A 19,541-nucleotide genomic window follows, 5' to 3' on the forward strand; every position below is an offset into this window, starting at 1 on the left:
AAGACAATCGGCGAACCCCCGTATCGAGGGCTCGCCGATTACTTTACCCGTATATTCAAAAGCTCGTTTAGGGATTAGTTATTACCCTTAAATTTGTCCAGCTTGTCACCAAAACGTTCAGCAAGCGTAAAGCTAAGGCCTTCGTTGCTAAGGGAAACGTTAGGGTTGTTCAGAACTTCTTTAGGAGCTCTGTCTCTGCTATTGCTGCGTTCAGGTCTAGCAGATGGAGCTGGAGCTTCTTCAGTTTCTTTGATGCTCAGGCTAACACGTTTCTCGGATGGATTGAAGTCCAGAACTTTCACTTGAACTTCTTGTCCTTCTTTCAATACTTCGTGTGGAGTAGCGATGTGTTTGTGGGAGATTTGTGAGATATGCACAAGACCTTCCACACCCGGAAGCAATTCTACGAATGCTCCGAAGTTCACAAGACGTTTTACAACGCCTGTTACAACATCACCAATGTTGATTTCGCCAGCAGCAGAGTCCCAAGGACCTGGAGCAGCAGCTTTGATGCTCAGGCTGATTTTTCCTTTTTCAGGATCAACCTTCAATACTTTAACACGTACTTTATCACCTTCAGATACTACATCAGAAGGTTTCTCTACGTGACTCCAAGCGATTTCAGATACGTGTACAAGACCGTCAACTCCGCCCACATCAACAAATGCGCCGAATTGAGTCAGGCGTTGTACTGTACCTTCGATGATTTGGCCTTCAGATAGTTCAGCCATAATTTTCAGCTTGTTAGCTTCGAATTCTTCTTCAAGAACTTCTTTAGCAGACAAGATTACTTTGCTGTTCTCACGGTCAAGTTCTTTCACTTTAACGCGCAAGGTACGGCCTTTGTAATCGCTGAAATCTTCAACGAAGTGACGCTCTACCATGGAAGCTGGGATAAATCCGCGAGCTCCAACATCAGCTACGAGGCCGCCTTTAACAACGTCAGCCACAGTAACTTCGAAAGCTTCTTGGGAAGCGAAGTATTTCTCAAGATCTTCCCATGATTTTTCACTATCAACAGCACGTTTGGAAAGAACAAGGCTTTCCTTGTTGTCGTTGATGCTGACAACTTTACATTCTACTTCCTGTCCAACTTCTACTGCTGCAGCAGCGTTGTCCAGTTGTACTGCGGACAATTCGCGAATTGGAATCACACCGTCGTATTTATATCCAATGCTTACATAAGCTTGGTTATCTTCGATTTTGACGATTGTTCCTTTCACGGTATCGCCTTTTTTCAGAGAAATGATTTCCAAGTCAGCTTGGTTAGTCACTTCTTCTTCGTTAACGGCAGCAACTTCTTCTACAGCTCCGTTATTTTCTGTCACAGCGGAATCCACCGCTTCTACGGATTCATTCTTTTCCGCAGCTTCCTGATTTTTAATTTCTTCAGACATGTGATTAGCCTCCTCGATTCAAAACCCCATTTATTTAAACCTGCGTATAGCAGAGTTCAAAACAAGCAATGCATAATATTTCACTTACACTTGATGATAGTATGTTCCAAAAAATAGCGGCTATGCCGTTATTTAATCAAAACATTGAGCAAAATTTGTTGTTCTGCTCATCCCTTAACTAGCACTTGGTTTACCTGTCTCTTTCATCTCACGGATGCGATCCATAATGACATCGGTAACAGCCTCGAGAGATTCGCTCCCCGCACCGGCAAATTGACTAAGGTCTACAGGAGCACCATAGACAACGACCATGCGTCGAAAGGGTTTATACTGGCCGATAATAGCCGCTGGAATAACTGCTGCGCCACTTCGAAGTGCAAAGCTAGCAGCACCCTTCTTGGCCACTCCGGCATCAGAGTTACGCGTACCCTCCGGGAAGATACCCATGACATTACCATTACGAAGTGTGTTAAGGGCCGTTTTTATGGATTCTTTGCTTACGCCGCCACGTTTCACCGGAAAAGCACCCAATTTATTAATGAGCCAGCCAAGCACCGGAACCTCAAACAGTTCAGCCTTAGCCATATACTTTACCTGACGGTCCAGCTTAATTCCAATAGTCATTGGATCAAGCAGACTAATGTGGTTAGCGCAGAGCAGTACCCCGCCCTCCTTTGGCACATTTTCTTTCCCCACAATCTTAAGTGGGAAAAGGATTGCGTAAATCAAGCGAAGCAATCCAACACAAATTGCATAAATCATAAATGATTTCTCTCCCCGTCAACATGAGATCTACAGTGGGATACAATGGCCTCCACAACTTGATCGATATTCATTAAGGTCGTATCCAGAAGAATAGCATCCTCTGCACGGCGCAGCGGTGAAATCTCCCGTCCTTCATCCAGACGGTCCCGCTTTGCAATATCGTGTTCAAGCTGCTGAAGCGTCACCGATTCCGCGTCTCTCAGTTCCTTATAACGACGGAGAGCTCGTTCTTCCACACTTGCCGTCATAAAAATCTTTACCTCGGCATCCGGCAGCACGGTTGTACCGATATCGCGGCCATCCATTACCACGCCTTTGCGAAGCGCCATCTGACGCTGCAATTGACTCAGTCTGGATCTTACATCCTCGATCTTCGCATACTGCGACACAAGGCCGCTAACCTGAAGGCTCCGAATATGTGGGGTCACGTCTTCCCCATTAATCAGCACCTTCTGAATGTCTCGTTCCGGAATAAGTTCAATCACCATGTCGCGAACCTTCTCGTTCACTCGATGCTGATCTTCCGGTTCAATGCCTTCTTGGATCATATACCAGGTGATTGCCCGGTACATTGCACCAGTATCGACATAGATATAAGACAACTTCTGGGCTACCAATCGGGCTACAGTGCTCTTGCCTGCCCCGGCAGGTCCGTCGATGGCGACGTTTATTCTGTCATAAGTATGTGTACCCTGCCTATCCAACGGGGCATTCCTCCTCAAACACTCTTTCATAAAAAAAGCATCTAGCGTTACGAAAACTATTCCTGCAATATCAAGGAGCACACATAAATTGTTATGCTTGATGATATTATCAAGAAAAAAGCAGGCATTGCCTGCGACTTATAAAATTATACCACAGTTTATACTTCAGTGCAAAATCAGACAGCTTAATAGAGCTGTAAAAAATGCTTATCTGTTGCGGAAATCAAACTGACGTTCGAAGCAATAACGGATAATTTTCTGGCGTTCCAAATCTGAAATAGCGACAAATTTCAACATCGCTAAAAGCCGTCCATTCTCTAGCTTTTTAATGCGCACTACTTCACCTTCAAAATTGACATGCTCCGTGCTTCCGTTTCGATAAGGCACCAGTACCCAGCAGGACAATTTATTACCAACCTCCAGCTTAACCTGGTTATCCACCAAAAAGGAGATTCCTCCACCACCAATATCATCTGTACGAACCAGGAACCGTTTGCCAAGGCTATCCTTTACAGCAAGCTCTAGATCTGCATTCACTCGGAAAAAGCTTCTTCTCTGGATCTTAAAAATCGAATCTGTCTCCGGCTTTTGAATCCGGACCATACGAATTACATCTTCTTTAAAGCCCAGTACATAAGTATTAAAGTAATTTTTGATGCCACCCTCAGTTAAAAAATAAACCGAAAGCTCGTCCCCCATAAAGAGCCTTTTTAGACGACCATTGCTCTCCTGCATAGGAATTTCAATCAGGAATGCGTCTTCTTCCGTCTCTGCAATTCTTGATCTATATTCAACTTCTGCTTCAGCAGCGTCACTGGAAGCAACCTGTATGTATAGATATTCGTTAATTTTAGGATACAAAGATGTCACCGCCACATCAGTTTAGTAATTATCACTACCCCTGATTATAGCATGGGAATATCAGCCAGTCAGATATATTTTATAGATATTGCAAAAAAAAGGGACGCACCCAACTGCTGGATGCGCCCTCCCTTTATTTTGCCTCAGACCCCGAAGAAGGTCTGATTTCTTCCACAGACTCTTCAATGCCATCCTCGGCGTTAATGTAAATACGATACTTTGAGCCATTGACCCCTCCACCGAACTCGTAAGTCAAGACCTCGACGGAATCATCATTTTTAATCCAGGACAAGCGATTGTATTGTTCCTTGAAATCAGAATTCAGAAATTTTCTCGCCTCTGCAAGGGTAAGCTTTGGTTTTGGAAGCTTCCGGTTGTCCTTGTGCTCATTGACGTATTCGCTGGCCTCAAAACCGATGGTATCACCTGTATCCAGCCCCATACGAATGGTCATCTTTTCAGGATAAATCAATACATCATTCTGTTTGGTTACAAAGGTCAAATTCCCGATATTATCGTAACGATCAGCGCTGACTGCAGTCATATGGGGATATCCTTTTTTCTCAAGAAACTGCTCTGCTTTGGTAACGGCTTCTTTAATAGAAACTTTGGCAGGGCCAACCTCACGGTTGTCATAATAAGAGATCAGCAACCCGCCATTTTTGGTGAAATCCATACTAATGGTGTGCTTCTTATTCGAAGCGCTAACAGTTGCTGTATAGGATGGCCATTCAGTGTTCTTCCCATTTTCTTTAACATCCACTTTAGCATTGGAGCCCGCATCCGCGAACTTCAACGCCTTACGTTTGATGTCTTCGGCAGTCACGGGGGTACCTCCGAGCATTTTGACGGAACGTTTATCGTAGATGCTTGCTACTGAAGGTCCCCAGTCTAGCTCAGGGTATGCCCCTACACGTTTATCCACTGTTTTGAAGCCGTCAATAATCGTGTTGTCCTCCGCTTTATTTTCTGTCGCCAACGCCGTTTCAACATCCATCCAGCGCAGCCGATTGCCAATGACTTTATTTTGTACCTCTTGCAAATCCTTAGAGATTTCTCCTGAGTTCTTGTACAATGCTTTTAGATTGCTCAGCTCTCCATCTGTCAGAGGTTTTTTAGTGAAGTCACGAATCCCGGCTTTATAAGAAAAGTTGGAGATTTTGGACAGAAACTCCTCTGTTTTGCTAAATGGCAGCAAGGTCAGCGGCAGCTGGTTAATCTCATTTTGGGCCTCACTAGTCATCCGCCACACATTCACAAGTCCTTTGCGATGCATCCCATTAGAAGCAGAGTTAACCGCAAGCGTATTTCCAAGCTCACCATGAAGACGGTCCACATGATAGGACAAATCATGAAAGGCGCGTTGATATTGGTTCTCCGCCTTAATTAGTATTGAATTCTTCTCCTGATTCTCCTGATAACCCCACACAAGCGCACCAATCAGCAGCAGCGCGGTCAGCGGGAACATTACAGCACTTAATCTTTTGTACATAGGGCTACAAGACTCCTTTCGATAGCTTATTGGCGTTAGTTTGACAATAAACTAGGAGTCTTATGCACTGAAGTTGCTACACAATGTGACTATAACGTCCGCTCAAGCTCTCTCTTCAATCTCAAAGCCACTGCTATTACTGCAAAGGCATTGTTTAAAGCCGGTTTGAATGACACCATGCTCTTTAATCCCTCTTAATATGTAGGTCTCACCGCACTGTTTGCAAACGATACGTACTTTTATACGCAAAAAAAGACACCTCTCTCCTCTCTGGAATTCCTTACTAGGAACTGCCCTTCGAATATAAGTGTGTCCATCTCGATTATAGGTTAACCTCTTCTTCACGTTTCAGAAAGCGGAAAGGAGAACGGCTGTTGGCCCTAGCAACCTTTCCCATACCGCCATACCATAGGATAGCCATCAGAGGCACAATAAACCATATCCAATAGTTGGCTGTCGTACTCAAAATAAAGTCATATATCCCATGCCACATCCATGGCAACAGGAGAGAAAACACCAGAATTCTGCGGGTATGAACTCCTTTTGAGAACTTCGCCCTTCCCATATGGTAGCCCATGATCACACCAAACATAGCGTGTCCAGAAACCGGAAGAAGTGCTCTTAGAAACATTGATCCGATAGAAGCGTTGCTATACCAAGCGTACATTACATTTTCTATTGTTGCGAAGCCGAGCGAAATCGCCACAGCGTATAGTATCCCATCATATGGCTCGTCAAATTCGGTATGATTGTAAATCATATGGTACAGCACAAACCACTTTAGACATTCTTCCACGCCAGCGGATATGAGAAACGACTCCACGTAGGGACCACCATTTAGTCCCAGCATCAGCCCTCTCTGAATGATCATTACTGGAAACACAATCAGAAGGCCGAGCAAGAATACTTTAATGACTACATGAAGCGGTTCTTGATCATACTTGTCTTTCAGATAAAAAAAGGTCAACAGAGCAAGTCCCGGCGCTACTGCCGACGTAATGACCGATAACACGAGCACCGAATAACCTCCCTACACCCCTAAACCCTATTACTGCCGTTACACAGCAAGGTAGATGATAACTTTGATACAAGAATGACCGACATATCACCAACAACAAGACTAGGGCTGATCGGCCTAAACAATGGTCATCAGCCCCTAGTCTTGCCTAATTACTCCTGACGCTTAAAATGAGTGCACAATAACTGGACCGCATTCTCCGGCATCACTGTTTTCCCGTATTCATCGAGAACAGCTTCTGTGACCGGTGAGGAATCTCCAAACTCAGCAAGTACGCCAACAAGACCTGACAACGCCGTTTCTTCAAATTCCTTTGGATCGAAATACAGATACCATTTATTGTTATAAGAATACAGTTTCCCCTGGGAAGTAATATTACCGATGAGCACATGAGCCGCTTCAACCAGAACCTCGAAATCGCGGAATGCATATACAATGGAGTCGCTTTGTTCAAGAGTAACTTCCATTTCATAAATCTCTTCTGGCAATTCTTCTTCCCCGGACGCACCGTACTGATGGTGATCATATTTTCCTCGGGTCACTATAACGACCATGCCTTGCGCGGGCAATGCGAAAACTTCTACGGCAAGCGGACCCGTGGCATCAAAACCTAGTTCACTATATGCTTGATCCATCATCTCCGTAAACAGGTCATGAACCTTAGGAACTTCCTGCCACATGTCTTCCTTCTGGATGCCCCGCTCGCTCAGGTCGTCAAAAGTGAGGAAAATCCGTATCTTATCTTGACTTAATCGCTCTATTCTCATGACAGGATCCTCCTTTTGCAAGCTCATTTATTATAATGTATGATGAGTCCCGAGTAATGAGCCAAAAATGGTTACTATGTAAGTATGTTATCATTTTGCCGAGATAAATGCACGTAAATAAATATATAAAATCCTCTCTATTGAATAAACCATTTTCAAGGCCCTGAATAATAAAAAAGAATCATTCTGCGGAATATTTCATCCCCAAAATGATTCTGATGGAGTCCTTTACGGTTACAATCCCGGTATGGTTGTATGCGTTTCTTTAAGAATCTGCTCTACTTCGCTCTTTACTTCAGGATTGCTGCGAATGAATTCCTTTAACAATTTAAGATTGGATTCCTTCGACTTCACTGGTGATTCAGTCTTATGATCAGAGGTTGCGCTGCTTGAACCGTTACTTTGAGCATTACTGCTTGAAACAGCAGTGTTACCAAAACCAGTCGTGGCCATACCGATTATTTTTTCTTTTGCTTTATCTGCAGCCCCACTCATGGAACCACCCGATTGCCCTAGCGAAGACATTAAAGAATTCCGCTTTTTGGACATAATCATACTGGCTGCGGCGCCCATCAGCACCCCGCATAAAAATGACGAAGTATTCATATTTCCAGCCTCCTTGTATGGTAAAATCATGTTTAGTGTTCGCGGAAAGATTCCGGCTCATACAACATAATAACAAGAAAGCGAGTTGAAAAAAGTGGGTAAAATGACATCAGTGCTCCTATTGGCTACCTTGCTGCTTACAGCCTGTGGCAACAGCGGTGCAAATGGAAATACAGCCAAGGAAACAAACACCACAAACAATCCGCCCACGGCGGCAGCTACACAAAGCGCAGAAACTACGGCGCCAGCACCTGAAGCAACAGCCAGTCCTACCCCTGAAGCAACAGCAGATGGAGGTACTACAGGAAATAGTACAGCCAGTAAGGGTGAAGCATCCGCTGAAATTCCACTGCTGTACCATATGAACAAAAATTACGACATCGTCCCTAACGAGGAAGCTACAAATAAAAAAGTGGTTCTGCTCACTTTTGACGACGGTCCTAAAGATGCTGCAATGATTAACCCTTTGATGGATGTTCTGGACAAACATCAAGCTAAAGCCATCTTTTTCGTAAATGGTTATCGTGTTAAGGAGCATCCTGAGCTTCTGGAGTTAATACATAACCGCGGTGGAATTATCGGCAACCACAGCTGGGATCATATTGTATTGAAAGACAAGTCCTATACTGAGGTTAAAAAGCAAATCGAAGATGTTCAAAATATTGTCAAAGAAACATTGGGAGAAGCTCCTCACTTTTTCCGTCCGCCACATGGTGCCGGTGGGGATGTTGGCAAGAAGGTCGCGGCTGAGAATGGAATGTTATACATGACCTGGTCTGTAGGCTCACTTGACTGGGAAATGAAAGAAAAGGAAACGGGTAAGACAGAAAAATTGATCAGTAATGTTACCGATCAGTTGCATTCCGGCAGTAATATCCTGATGCATGAACTACCATGGACCGTTGAGGGACTGGATACCTTGCTCACTACACTTGAGGGCAAAGGCTACAGCTTTGTTGATCCGCGCAGCATTGAGCTAAAAATGCGTTGATCTTCTCATCTGTACATGTCCGATAGTTGCTTCGTCAGCGCAATTGTTTTCGAATCAAACAAAAATAGAAGGGGGTTCCAAAAGCCATTTGCATGGCTTTGGAACCCCCTTTTTACGCTACCAATTTTTCTTACTGGAAAGAGTAAGCACTATTGGGTTGATTTACGCAGTGTCAGCACATGCATTTCAGCAGGACTTCCCCAGCGAAGTGGCAGATGTGCTGTTCCAAACCCTCTGCTGATCAGCAGCAGGGCATTTTTTGCGGAACCGTCCCCTCTTGGCCAACTAAACTTTCCAGCGTCATATTTATGATAGAAATGCTCTACATGTCTTTGACCCACAAACGGAAGGATCACCTGCCCCCCATGCGTATGACCTGCGAGAATCAGGTCCGCTGGCACACTCTGGCGCTTGGATAACCAAAGCGGATCATGTACAAGAATAATACGACAGGTATCTTCAGCAGAAGTGTTTGTGGTTAATTGCGGAAAAGGACCGTATGGAGTTTTGCCCCCATTATTCGGAAAATCAATTCCGGTTAACCAAAGTTTAGCTCCCTCACGTTCAAAAGCCACATTTTCATCCATTAACAGTTTTGCACCACTGTCCTGAATAATCTCATCTACCCTTGAAATATTAGCCCGATAATCATGATTTCCATGCACAACATAGGTAGATGCAATAGAAGTAACTAGAGTCATATTATCGACAAGACGATTTAAAGGACTATCTTTTTCCGTTAGATCTCCTCCCAGAAAAACAACATCTACCCCACCCCTTAATGGTGTCAGAAGCGCGGAAGGAAGGCGGCGGCGATGGATATCTGTTATAAACAAGATACGAAATCCATCGAACTCTTCAGGTAGCGAATCTAGCATTATTTCCTCGGTAATAATTCTGTTTCTAAAAGCATTAATCACCATGATTATGACAACGACCGCAGCTATCAATAAAATGACCAAAGCCATTCCCCATGCCCATATGCTCACCATAATGTACTCAGCGGAGGCGCTCCTTCAATTCCCCACCAAAGCAGCCCGATTAGCAAAATAACAAAGGTAAAAATCAAAGAATTTACAAACATCTTGCTTAAACGAACTTTTTCTGAAGAATAAGTATCTGAACGAGAAGGAACAGATTCTTCGTCCTTCTCTTTACTTCCTGTGGAAGAGCGCTTTGCAGAACCTGCTGGGCGGCGAGCTTTTCTTGATAAAGTTGCCGTAGAAACCCGAGCGGTAGCATTTTTCTTTATAGGAGTAGACTTCTTTTCAGGAGTAGCCTTTTTTACAGCCTCCGAAGTCCGCTTCTCTTTTTTACTTTTGCCAGGATGTTTGCTTTCACTTTTATGTTGTTTTTGTCGAGACTTTACCCGGCTTAATTCCTCACTCATGATTCCCTCCTATAGCGGATCACCAGACCTGAGATCAGGTCGATGAAGAAGTGACATAGTATAGGGGCCCAGAGGCTGCCCGATTGAATGTAAATATATCCAAGACCATAACTGCTTAAGAATACCCAGCCGGTAGGTACAAAGTGACGTAAATAACGGACATGAATTAGAGCAAATACTATACTCGTCCAATAAGGGCCAATGGAATATTGGATGGCTCCGCGGAATAAGAGCTCCTCACATACCGATACAATTGCTGCTATGACGATAATATGCCACACAGGGCGATTTCGAAATAAAAGGTCGTTTATTCCACCATCATCCATGCTTTCCTCAGGGACAATATGTGTCAATAAATAGTCAACAATTAGCATTGCAGCAGCAAGACCGAGGCCCCATGCCACAAAATGTACTTTTTCTGGAATAATTAATAGCTGAAAAGGATTTCTTTTCTGAAATAATATCCATATCAAACCGATAATTAATGTGAGCCCCTGAGTGATATAGAGATTGAGCAGCAGAAGACGGTCTGTCAACTGACCTGGTTCTACCTTTTTAACCTTAATCTCGCCAAATTTGAATTTTTTCATCGTGACCTGCCTGTTCTTTATTTTTTTCGGGCCGCTCCGAGAGAGAAACCGTCCATAGTGTTGCTATCAATACATAATACATAGGATAATCCCCCCAGAAAAAGGAGCATTTATTATGAGCAAACGTAAGTCCCGCAATCAAATGTTATACACGCTAGTTTTTTTGTTTTTCCTAGTTTGCGCCTTCGCCGCATTTTTTACTGGCGTCAAGGTTGGCGCAGACAAAACTGAAGCCAAATATGACAATCAATCAAGCATGAATGGATTAGTAGAATTCACGGGCTCGTATCAACAGCAGGATCTTGTTACTTTCTATCATAACGTATTTTTGCCCTATCGGGAATTCAAGCGGAATTGGAACATTCAAGTAGATAAGTTAGCGCGCAGCACAGATGCTCGTATGAATGCGGCAGTAATGAAGAATCTAAGTATTCTAGCAGACCAGCAATATGAAAGAGTTAATCAAGATTCAATTTTCACTAACTCTCCTCTATTACATCAGTCACAGGTCAATGTACTCAAAAGCTTAACTTTATTTTCTAAGGCCTCCGGCAAAGTCTCTACCAGTGCCTCTGGTGCAGAGACAGCCAAGTTATTGAAAAATGATGAATTTACAACCGGCGCCGTGAAGTACGGTCTGTTAGCACAAAAGAACTTCTATGATTCTATGCTAAAATGGGGCTCTAAGACAAACCAGAAAATACCTTCTGCACCTGGCGAACTAAAAACGATGTCTTTCATCCAGTGGAAAAAAATGCCGCTTCTTTTGAAGAATGCTTCTATCGCTGACATGATGCTGAATCGCGGAATTTTTGCAGGTTATGATCCTCAGGACATCACTGCTAAAATAGACGATATGATTTACTCAGGCACTGCAAGCTCATTAAATCTTTCGGATATCCAGTCCTCAGTAACCTTGTTGATTTCTACAGGTGCTGTGCAGGAACAGGATTTTGTAAAATGGCGGGAACAGTATTATAACAGGGAGACACTTCCACAGCTTCCGTTCTTTTTTGAATAGAACCAGTTATTGAATCATAACGAAAAATGAAGTTCACTTCAAGAAACGCTGCTTGCAAAGCCTATTGACACAACTTGCATACCGTGTTACATTATGAAAAAATTAATCATTCAAAACCGATGATGGAACAAAGATCCTGGAAGTCTTCAGAGAGCCGGTGGTTGGTGCAAACCGGTGACGAACAGCTATCTTTAGCGCTCCTGAGATATTGTATCGAACCTTAAAGTAGGTACAATCGGATCAACTCCGTTAACAGTGTGGCCTATGCAGGCCAATGAGGCTGCTTCTTCCAAGTTGCAGTGAATTAGGGTGGTACCACGAAGATAACTCTCGTCCCTTACTACGGCAGTAGTATGGGGTTGGGAGTTTTTTTAATTCCCTAATCCCCCATAAATACTACCTTATGCCCAAAGTTACCGATTTCGCGGTACTCTTGCACGCTGTTTCTTTTGTGCGACACCGCGTTGATCTACTATTATTACATGTTTTTCTCTACTAGTTCGTGAACCTTCTGGTATTGTGGACTGCCCATCAGGGCGTCCTCGACATATAAAGCTTTTCAACTTTAAGGGGGATAAGAAACCATGTTTAAAGTATTAGTATCGGATCCAATCAGTGATTTGGGCATTCAGCAATTGATGGACGCAACAGATGTAGTTGTAGACAAAAAAACAGGTCTCAGTGAAGATGAGCTCGTTGCAATCATCGGTGAATATGATGGTCTACTCGTCCGCAGTCAAACTACAGTAACTGAAAAAATTATCGAAGCTGGAAAAAACTTAAAGGTCATTGGTCGTGCAGGTGTGGGTGTAGATAATATCAAGCTGGAAGCTGCTACTCAACGTGGGGTTGTTGTTATCAACGCTCCTGATGGAAATACCATTACAACTTGTGAGCATGCTTTTGCAATGATGATGGCTTTGGCCCGTCACATTCCACAAGCTTACGCAAAAACAATTGGTGGAACCTGGGATAGAAAAACCTTCGTGGGTGTAGAACTTCGCGGCAAAACTTTAGGTGTACTGGGAATGGGCAGAATCGGTAGCGAAGTGGCAAAACGTGCCAAAGCTTTCGGCATGGAAATCCTTGCTTTTGATCCTTTCTTAACTGCTGAGCGTGCGGAGAAACTGGAAGTAAAATTAGCTTCCGTAGACGATGTAGTCCGCGGAGCAGACTTCATTACTGTGCACACTCCACTTACTCCGGAAACACGCCATATGATTTCCCGCCCGCAATTTGAAGTGATGAAAAAGGGAATGCGCATCATCAACTGTGCCCGTGGTGGTGTAATTGATGAAATGGCGTTAGTAGAAGCTATTGATAGCGGTATTGTTGCTGGCGCTGCATTTGACGTATTCGAAAAAGAACCGCCACAAGCAGATCACCCATTCTTGTCGCATCCAAAAATTATCGTGACTCCTCACTTGGGCGCTTCTACAATTGAAGCTCAGGAGAATGTAGCGATCGATGTATCGGAACAAGTACTGCATATTCTGCGTAATGAACCGTTCATCAATGCTGTAAATATTCCTCCAGTTGCTCCAAGCGTAATGAACAAACTCCAGCCTTACTTCACACTTGGTGAGAAGCTGGGCAGCTTTGTTACCCAGATTACAGATAGTGCTATTCGTGAAATCCATGTTGAGTATGCGGGTGATCTGTCAGATGTCGATACCCAACCACTTACCCGCTATATTGTGAAAGGCGTGCTCTCCCGCCACTTCGCTGAGGATGTTAACATCGTTAACTCCATGCACTTGGCAAAAACACGCGACGTTAATGTAGTAATAACTAAAGCTTCCAAAACTAAAGGCTTCACTAATCTGATTACCGTGACCCTTAAAACAGATCACGACCAAGAACGTCTCGTAGCCGGAACATTGCTGCAAGGTTATGGAGAAAGAATTGTTCAAGTGAACAAGTTCCCGGTTGATATCGCTCCTGAAGGACATCAAATTGTAGTATCCCATAACGACAAACCAGGCATTATCGGACTTGTGGGCACATTGCTGGGCGAAAATGATGTCAATATCGCTTCCATGCAAGTGGGACGTAAAATCGTTGGTGGCGAAGCAATCATGCTGCTGACCGTTGATAAAGCTGTACCTACTCATGTGCTTGTGAAGCTTGCTGGTCTACCAGAAATCAACGCTGCCGAAGAAATCATTCTTCTGTAAGCAATACGATAGAAATCAAACAACAGAGCAGCGATCCTCCTCTTATAGGAGTTTCGCTGCTTTTGTTGTTGATCGTTAACCCGTTTCGGCTTCATTTACAACACCGAATCGAGTTCCCTCGTGCAGGCTTACGGACACCCTTGAGGTTACGGACCCAGATGACCCTATATGCAATAATTTCGCCTTTGAAGCAGGGTTTCGGACTCTAGTGCCACTATTCCTCAAAAAGAGAGCTAAATCAGGTGTTTTGCCTATCAATAACGTCTATGGGGACCGATAGCGTTCTAAATATACGAAAATACTGCATTATAGATCAGCTGTGTCCTATACTGCTTCGTACGCACATATGGGATCAAACAGATCAAGTTTGCTGTTTAGACTAAGAATGCGGGAACAGTCCGACCATCGATGTCTGTAAATCCATACTTTTCAGCCAGCTTAGCAACCTGCTGCGGTTGTCCGGTCATAGACATGACCTTAGGATCGGCTGCTAGAGCAGCGGCTGCTCTACCGATATAGGTTGTGGATTCAGTCATCTGCAATTCTTCAACCTCATGCCAATGCTCCTCATCCGTGTTCATGCTCTCCAACACCGCCTCTGTCCTCATCCAGCCCGGAGTAAGCGGAATAACTGCAATGTTGTCCTCTTTAAGCTCATTCGATAACCCGTAGGCCATGCGGACAAGTGAGTTTTTAGAAAGATCATAATAGAAGTTTCCAAGATATTTGTAATGATCCCAAAAGGTTGTGTGGATGATTAGACCGCCAGCTTTTGCCTCACGCATTAATGGTATTGCATAATAATTTGTTATCAACTGTGCCCTCACACCCGCATTAAACATATTGTCCCAATGCGCTGTAGGAAGCTCCCAGAAAGACTTCTGCTCAATAGGTAAATCGTTGCCGCCCCATACATTATTGACTAAAATATCAAGCTTTCCTTGCTCTGAAGCAATCTGGCGAATGACCGCCTCTGTCTCCTGATCTTTTGTATGATCACATCGTATGGCGCTGCCGGACCCTCCCTCCGCTTTTATTTCCCTAAGTACGTTATCAATGCTCCGCTTGCTATGCTCTATGCCAGAAGCCTCTGTCGTTCTGCCCGTAATATAAACGAATGCACCTTTCCTTGCCAGCTCCAATGCAATTCCTCTACCAGCACCTCTGCTGCCTCCGGTGACCAATGCTACTTTTCCTTTTAAAGTCATGTTCTCAATCCTTTCTACACTTGTTTTTCTCTAAATGTTCTGCATTTAATCCTTACCTTATATAGTATAATTCTTTAATATGACATCAACTGACATATATAATATAATAATTAATTAAGAACTAGCCAACATTTATTAGGAGGAGGAGTGTCCCTTAATGAGAGCCGATCGTTTGTTATCCATCTTACTTTTGCTGCAAAATCGTGGAAAGATGACATCCCGTGAGCTAGCCCAGACCTTAGAAGTGTCTGAACGAACTGTGTTTAGAGATATGGAAGCCTTATGTACAGCGGGAATACCGATTCTTGCCGAACGGGGACGCGAAGGAGGTTGGATGCTCACAGAAGGATACCGGACCTCCTTAACGGGTATGAAGCCCTCAGAAATTGCTACTCTGCTGCTGTCCGCAGACTCCTCAATCTTAAAAGATCTGGGTATACAAAACGACTTCTCTTCTGCCGTGCTTAAGCTGGAGGCTGCTTCCCCATCCAGGCCGAATAATCCAGCCAGTTACCTGAGCCAGCGCATTCATATTGATGGTGCCAGCTGGCACCCTTCCGACGAGACGTACCCGTTTCTTTCTGTCCTGCAGGAAGCTGTTTGGGAAGACCGTAAAGTAAAGATCACTTACCCACGGAATGACGAGATGAGGGAGCGTTTCATTGAACCTCTCGGGTTAGTCGCAAAACGTGGAGTTTGGTATGTAGTGGCACGAACCGAGGGTGAAATGCGGACTTTTCGCGTGTCGAGATTAATACAAGCTGACGCAACTTATGAATCATTTGTCAGACCTGAGGCTTTTGATTTAAAAAGCTACTGGGAACAATCGACTTTAGCTTTCAAAGCAGCACTGCCAAAATATGTAGTGAACTTAAAGGTGAATGAGTCTATTCTTAAAGAATTACAACGTGAAAGATATGTAACTATAACTTTAGTAGAACCCTCTGCTAATACTGGGTGGATGAACGTGGAAGCCGAGTTTAATGCTATAGAATCTGCCTGTCGTATCGTACTCTCTTTCTCTCCTTCAGTTATTGTTTTAGCTCCTAACGAACTAGTAGGGATGGTAAAGTCTGCTATTAAAACAATTTCCACAATATATGAGGAATTTTGACATGAATTCTAAATATCTACTACTTAAAGAAGATTTATGACACTTCTCTATAGACCAATGACCTATAAATCCCCTATAATAACACCATTACATAAAATTTAATAAGGGGGACATTTTACCAATGAGCTGGATGCACAAACTTCCGTTAAAACAAAGAATTGTTGCCGGATGTTACCTCGTTGCCGCACTGTTTGCTATTCCTGTCTTAGTTACGTTAATGATTCTAGGTCAATTTCTCGTAGGAATTATACTAGTAGTTGTTCTTGCAGGTCTGACTTTACCTGTTGCTCGCTTCGTGGAGAGAACGCTTACATCATCTTTTGATGATATTGCTAATGTATCTCACAGTATTTCAAAGGGTGATTTCACTAGCAGAGCGGACGAAAATGGTTCAATGGGTGACGTAAGCCGCTCCTTTAACACAATGATTGATAAGCTCAAGAAGATTCTGACCGATGCATCGCAGATCACCCGTCAAGTTATGGATGCAAGCCGCGGAATCGAAGATAAGAACCAGAACCTGAAGATTGTCATGGCACAAGTAGCCTCTTCTTCTACTGAGCTCGCTCTTGGTGCAAATGAAATATCTACGGATATCGCTGATATGACAGAATCCATTAAAGACATTGAGACCAAAGTATCCAATTATACGAACTCCACCAAAGAAATGAACAGACGTTCAATACATACCTTAGAACTTGTTGAGCAAGGGCGCCAATCCGTAGATACACAGGCTGAAGGCATGCGTAAAAACATAGAGGCTACACAAAAAGTGGCTGATACTATTGAAGCTCTCTCACAAAATGCCCGCGGGATTACGATGATCACCAAGACCATCACAGAGATCGCTGAGCAGACCAACCTGCTGTCACTGAATGCCTCCATCGAAGCTGCTCGTGCCGGAGAGCATGGTCGGGGTTTTGCCGTTGTAGCTCAAGAGGTTCGCAAGCTTGCTGAAGAATCTACGGCATCCACAAAAGAAGTATTCGGCTTGGTCCGCAGCATTGAGTCAGATATTAAACAAGCCATCGATAATATTGCCATCAATGAAGAGGTTGTGCAGGTTCAGAATGAAATGATCACTCAATCTGCCCATATTTTCGCACAAATTGTACAAAGCGTGCAGTACATTACCGAGCAAATCTCTTCATTCTCTGCGGAGAGTGATCTTATGCTAGAAAGTGCCTTGAAAATTTCCAGTGCAATTGAGAATATCTCAGCAATCACCGAAGAAACTGCTGCTGGCACGGAAGAGGTATCGGCGGCTATGAATGAACAGATTAATGCCCTGCAGTCTGTTGCAGAAGAAACGGAAAAAATGACCCAGGCCGTATTTAATCTGCAAAAAACCATTCATATCTTTAAATTCTAGTTCAAAACTATCAACTGCCACCTAAGCTGAGTCTTAGGTGGCAGTTTTTTTCGCGAGGCAAAACTTCATCTCTTGGACAAGACTTTCGTCAAATTTCGAGTTTTTTTAGCGGATTATGTTGACAAAAATTAATGAGGAATATATTGTAAAGGAAAATTATTCTTATCAACTATAAATTAATATTGGCAAAATCCTCGAAAGAGGATGACGCAAAACCATGGATCTACAGCCTCATTTTTTCGTTTGAGGCCATGATTGCCAGGTTGCAGAGGAACCAGGACGGCTGAACTATTGTTCAGTCTTAGCGGTGCCTTATGCCACCAACCTGTGCTTACTATAGAGCACAGGTTTTTACTTTTTGAGTATATTGATCTATCGTATCTATTCGGTAGATTAATAACTAATATATATCAAAAAACTTGTGAGGTGTTTCTTTTGAAGACAGTCGCAGATTACATGGCGGAAGCACTACGTAACCTTGGAGTCACCCATTCTTTTGGGATCATTGGCAAATCCATTTGTCCAATAGTTCTAAAGATGGTGGATTACGGTATTGAATTTATTCCCGGCAGACATGAAGCAAGCTCCGGATTCGAAGCAGCAGGGTATGCGCTGAAAACGGGTAACCTAGGCGTAGCATTTGGTACTTCGGGTCCTGGGGGAACTAACCTGCTTACAGCAGCAGCACATGCGAAAGCTAACAACCTACCTGTCCTATTTATTACCGGCCACCAATCCATTACAGAGCTTGGAATTCCTCAATGTCAGGACTCCACCTCTTTTCTGGCTGATTTAGCTGATATGTTCAGACCTGCCACCTTGTTCAGTAAATTGGTTGAACGTGGGGATCACTTTGGTACTATTTTTAATCATGCGATTTCTGTGGCCCTGACCAAACGGGGTCCTGTTCATCTTTGTATTCCTTTTGATGTACAAACTGAAGTATTGGAAGAATGCAATATAGTAATCCCAGAAAGAGAATCTCTAATTAGTCAAGCTAATATCGATAGAGTCATCGATGCTATTCAAGCTGCTAAGAATCCTTTGATTATTGCGGGTAAAGGAATTAACCGCTCCGGAGCACATAAAGAGCTTGTTCAACTCGCAGAAACTTTTAATATTCCTGTAGTAACATCTCCAGGTGGAAAAGGGGCTATAGTCTGGGATCACCCACTCTATCATGGTCCTATTGGCGTTGGCGGTTCGACCCACGGGGACGATTTATTGAATAAAAGCGATTTATTTATAGTGCTTGGATCACGTTTAAGTGATATGACCATCTGTAATCTTAAACGGGAGAATCATCCAGCAACTTTAATTCAATTTGATATTGATCCAACCTTTGTCGGAAAAATACTATTGTCCAAAACGATACCGGTCACTGGGGACCTGCGCGATAATTTGGTGCACTGCCTAAATCATATTGACCCAAGCACAATCACCAAACGTGAGGCTTTGGCCGATGCGGATTATTCAGAAGAGCTTCCAACCCTCAAGAATCTTTCCCTTGCTTCGGTAATGAGCACTTTAAGTGATTTGATCCCTTATAATAATTCAATTTTCGTTGATGATGGAAGTCATGGATTCCACGCTGCAAAATGGTACAAGGTTAAGAAACCGGGCAGCTTTGTTTTTGATGCGTATTTTGCTTGCATGGGTAATTCGATCGGCATGGCTATTGGTGCAAAAGTTGCAGCTCCTGAAGAAACTGTCCTCTGCATTACAGGTGATGGTTGTTTCATGATGCTCGGCGCTGAGATTAACACCGCTGTCTGCAAAGATATCCCTGTCATCTTTATCGTGGTCAATAATAAGCAACTAGATATGGCTCTTAAGGGTATGGAGAAAACCACAGGTCGTATCGATGGAACTCTATATGAAGTACCAATGGACGCCGTGAAATTCGCTGAATCTCTAGGTGCTAAAGGCTACAAATGTGAGACTGCGGATGAATTCACAGCTGCAATTAAAGATGCGGTAGCTCTAAACCATGTTGCCGTTATTGAACTACTAACAGACCGTGATGAAGTCCCTCCGACTGCACACCGTACTTTGAACCTAAACTAGG

Annotated in this window: 18 protein-coding genes, 1 riboswitch and 1 other annotated feature; of the genes, 6 read left to right on the forward strand and 12 right to left on the reverse strand. The window is 43.5% G+C overall.

Annotation, left to right across the window (positions count from 1 at the left end):
* Window positions 1-74 precede the first annotated feature (74 nt).
* The 8 genes from rpsA to MHH50_RS20980 all read right to left on the reverse strand — a co-directional run bounded on the left by rpsA (window position 75) and on the right by MHH50_RS20980 (window position 7,610).
* A complete protein-coding gene (rpsA, locus tag MHH50_RS20945) occupies window positions 75-1,397 on the reverse strand; it encodes a 30S ribosomal protein S1 (protein WP_170914203.1) in 1,323 nt (440 codons plus the stop codon).
* Window positions 1,398-1,571: 174 nt separating this feature from the next.
* Window positions 1,572-2,159 carry a lysophospholipid acyltransferase family protein gene (locus MHH50_RS20950; protein ID WP_036676211.1) on the reverse strand — a complete coding sequence of 196 codons (588 nt, stop codon included), beginning with the start codon at window positions 2,157-2,159 and terminating at the stop codon, window positions 1,572-1,574.
* Window positions 2,156-2,866 (reverse strand): (d)CMP kinase, encoded by a 711-nt coding sequence (gene cmk / locus MHH50_RS20955; protein ID WP_254848699.1) that lies wholly within the window; start codon window positions 2,864-2,866, stop codon window positions 2,156-2,158. The genes MHH50_RS20950 and cmk overlap by 4 nt, the downstream gene beginning before the upstream one ends.
* Before the next feature lie 207 nt (window positions 2,867-3,073).
* Window positions 3,074-3,727, reverse strand: coding sequence for a flagellar brake domain-containing protein (locus MHH50_RS20960; RefSeq protein WP_036676209.1), 654 nt, complete (start codon window positions 3,725-3,727; stop codon window positions 3,074-3,076).
* Window positions 3,728-3,860: 133 nt separating this feature from the next.
* On the reverse strand, window positions 3,861-5,219 hold the full coding sequence (gene ypeB / locus MHH50_RS20965; protein ID WP_076127490.1) for a germination protein YpeB: 1,359 nt from the start codon (window positions 5,217-5,219) through the stop codon (window positions 3,861-3,863).
* A gap of 322 nt (window positions 5,220-5,541) precedes the next feature.
* A complete protein-coding gene (gene prsW, locus MHH50_RS20970; RefSeq protein ID WP_076134692.1) occupies window positions 5,542-6,237 on the reverse strand; it encodes a glutamic-type intramembrane protease PrsW in 696 nt (231 codons plus the stop codon).
* A gap of 152 nt (window positions 6,238-6,389) precedes the next feature.
* Window positions 6,390-7,004, reverse strand: coding sequence for a genetic competence negative regulator (locus MHH50_RS20975; RefSeq protein WP_036676203.1), 615 nt, complete (start codon window positions 7,002-7,004; stop codon window positions 6,390-6,392).
* Between the two features lie 234 nt (window positions 7,005-7,238).
* On the reverse strand, window positions 7,239-7,610 hold the full coding sequence (locus tag MHH50_RS20980) for a hypothetical protein (RefSeq protein WP_076127486.1): 372 nt from the start codon (window positions 7,608-7,610) through the stop codon (window positions 7,239-7,241).
* Between the two features lie 94 nt (window positions 7,611-7,704).
* Here MHH50_RS20980 and MHH50_RS20985 point away from each other — a divergent pair, with 94 nt between their 5' ends.
* Complete coding sequence (locus MHH50_RS20985) at window positions 7,705-8,601, forward strand: polysaccharide deacetylase family protein (protein WP_076192320.1); 897 nt, start codon at window positions 7,705-7,707, stop codon at window positions 8,599-8,601.
* Between the two features lie 149 nt (window positions 8,602-8,750).
* Here the strand turns inward: MHH50_RS20985 and MHH50_RS20990 are convergent, their stop codons facing one another.
* Genes MHH50_RS20990 through MHH50_RS21000 form a run of 3 tightly spaced genes read right to left on the reverse strand, consistent with a single transcriptional unit; the run spans window position 8,751 to window position 10,581 of the window.
* The gene (locus MHH50_RS20990) at window positions 8,751-9,593 is read right to left on the reverse strand and encodes a metallophosphoesterase (protein WP_081390586.1); all 843 of its coding nucleotides are present in this window, start codon (window positions 9,591-9,593) and stop codon (window positions 8,751-8,753) included.
* Window positions 9,587-9,991 carry a hypothetical protein gene (locus tag MHH50_RS20995; RefSeq protein ID WP_076184021.1) on the reverse strand — a complete coding sequence of 135 codons (405 nt, stop codon included), beginning with the start codon at window positions 9,989-9,991 and terminating at the stop codon, window positions 9,587-9,589. Before MHH50_RS20995 ends, MHH50_RS20990 begins: the two co-directional genes overlap by 7 nt.
* Entirely contained in the window at window positions 9,988-10,581 is a 594-nt protein-coding gene (locus tag MHH50_RS21000) for a CPBP family intramembrane glutamic endopeptidase (protein WP_036676197.1), read from the reverse strand. Before MHH50_RS21000 ends, MHH50_RS20995 begins: the two co-directional genes overlap by 4 nt.
* A 115-nt stretch (window positions 10,582-10,696) precedes the next feature.
* Between MHH50_RS21000 and MHH50_RS21005 the strand changes: the two genes are divergently transcribed.
* Window positions 10,697-11,602: a hypothetical protein gene (locus MHH50_RS21005; protein ID WP_076127483.1), complete on the forward strand. Its 906-nt coding sequence runs from the start codon at window positions 10,697-10,699 to the stop codon at window positions 11,600-11,602.
* A 110-nt stretch (window positions 11,603-11,712) separates the two neighbouring features.
* Window positions 11,713-11,943: a binding site (T-box leader), on the forward strand.
* Window positions 11,944-12,186: 243 nt separating this feature from the next.
* Complete coding sequence (gene serA / locus MHH50_RS21010) at window positions 12,187-13,779, forward strand: phosphoglycerate dehydrogenase (protein ID WP_076281428.1); 1,593 nt, start codon at window positions 12,187-12,189, stop codon at window positions 13,777-13,779.
* A 374-nt stretch (window positions 13,780-14,153) separates the two neighbouring features.
* Here the strand turns inward: serA and MHH50_RS21015 are convergent, their stop codons facing one another.
* Window positions 14,154-14,987 (reverse strand): SDR family NAD(P)-dependent oxidoreductase, encoded by an 834-nt coding sequence (locus MHH50_RS21015; RefSeq protein ID WP_076127482.1) that lies wholly within the window; start codon window positions 14,985-14,987, stop codon window positions 14,154-14,156.
* Between the two features lie 157 nt (window positions 14,988-15,144).
* Between MHH50_RS21015 and MHH50_RS21020 the strand changes: the two genes are divergently transcribed.
* The 3 genes from MHH50_RS21020 (at window position 15,145) to MHH50_RS21030 (ending at window position 19,540) form a co-directional block, all read left to right on the forward strand.
* Entirely contained in the window at window positions 15,145-16,101 is a 957-nt protein-coding gene (locus tag MHH50_RS21020) for a YafY family protein (protein ID WP_076281427.1), read from the forward strand.
* A gap of 121 nt (window positions 16,102-16,222) precedes the next feature.
* A complete protein-coding gene (locus MHH50_RS21025) occupies window positions 16,223-17,473 on the forward strand; it encodes a HAMP domain-containing methyl-accepting chemotaxis protein (RefSeq protein WP_036676188.1) in 1,251 nt (416 codons plus the stop codon).
* 174 nt (window positions 17,474-17,647) lie between these two features.
* A riboswitch (cyclic di-GMP riboswitch) is annotated at window positions 17,648-17,744 on the forward strand.
* 155 nt (window positions 17,745-17,899) lie between these two features.
* Window positions 17,900-19,540 (forward strand): thiamine pyrophosphate-binding protein, encoded by a 1,641-nt coding sequence (locus tag MHH50_RS21030; protein WP_139329858.1) that lies wholly within the window; start codon window positions 17,900-17,902, stop codon window positions 19,538-19,540.
* Window position 19,541: the final 1 nt, after the last annotated feature.

The sequence above is a fragment of the Paenibacillus sp. FSL H3-0302 genome, assembly GCF_037982245.1.
In the GTDB taxonomy this organism is placed as follows: domain Bacteria; phylum Bacillota; class Bacilli; order Paenibacillales; family Paenibacillaceae; genus Paenibacillus_AQ; species Paenibacillus_AQ odorifer.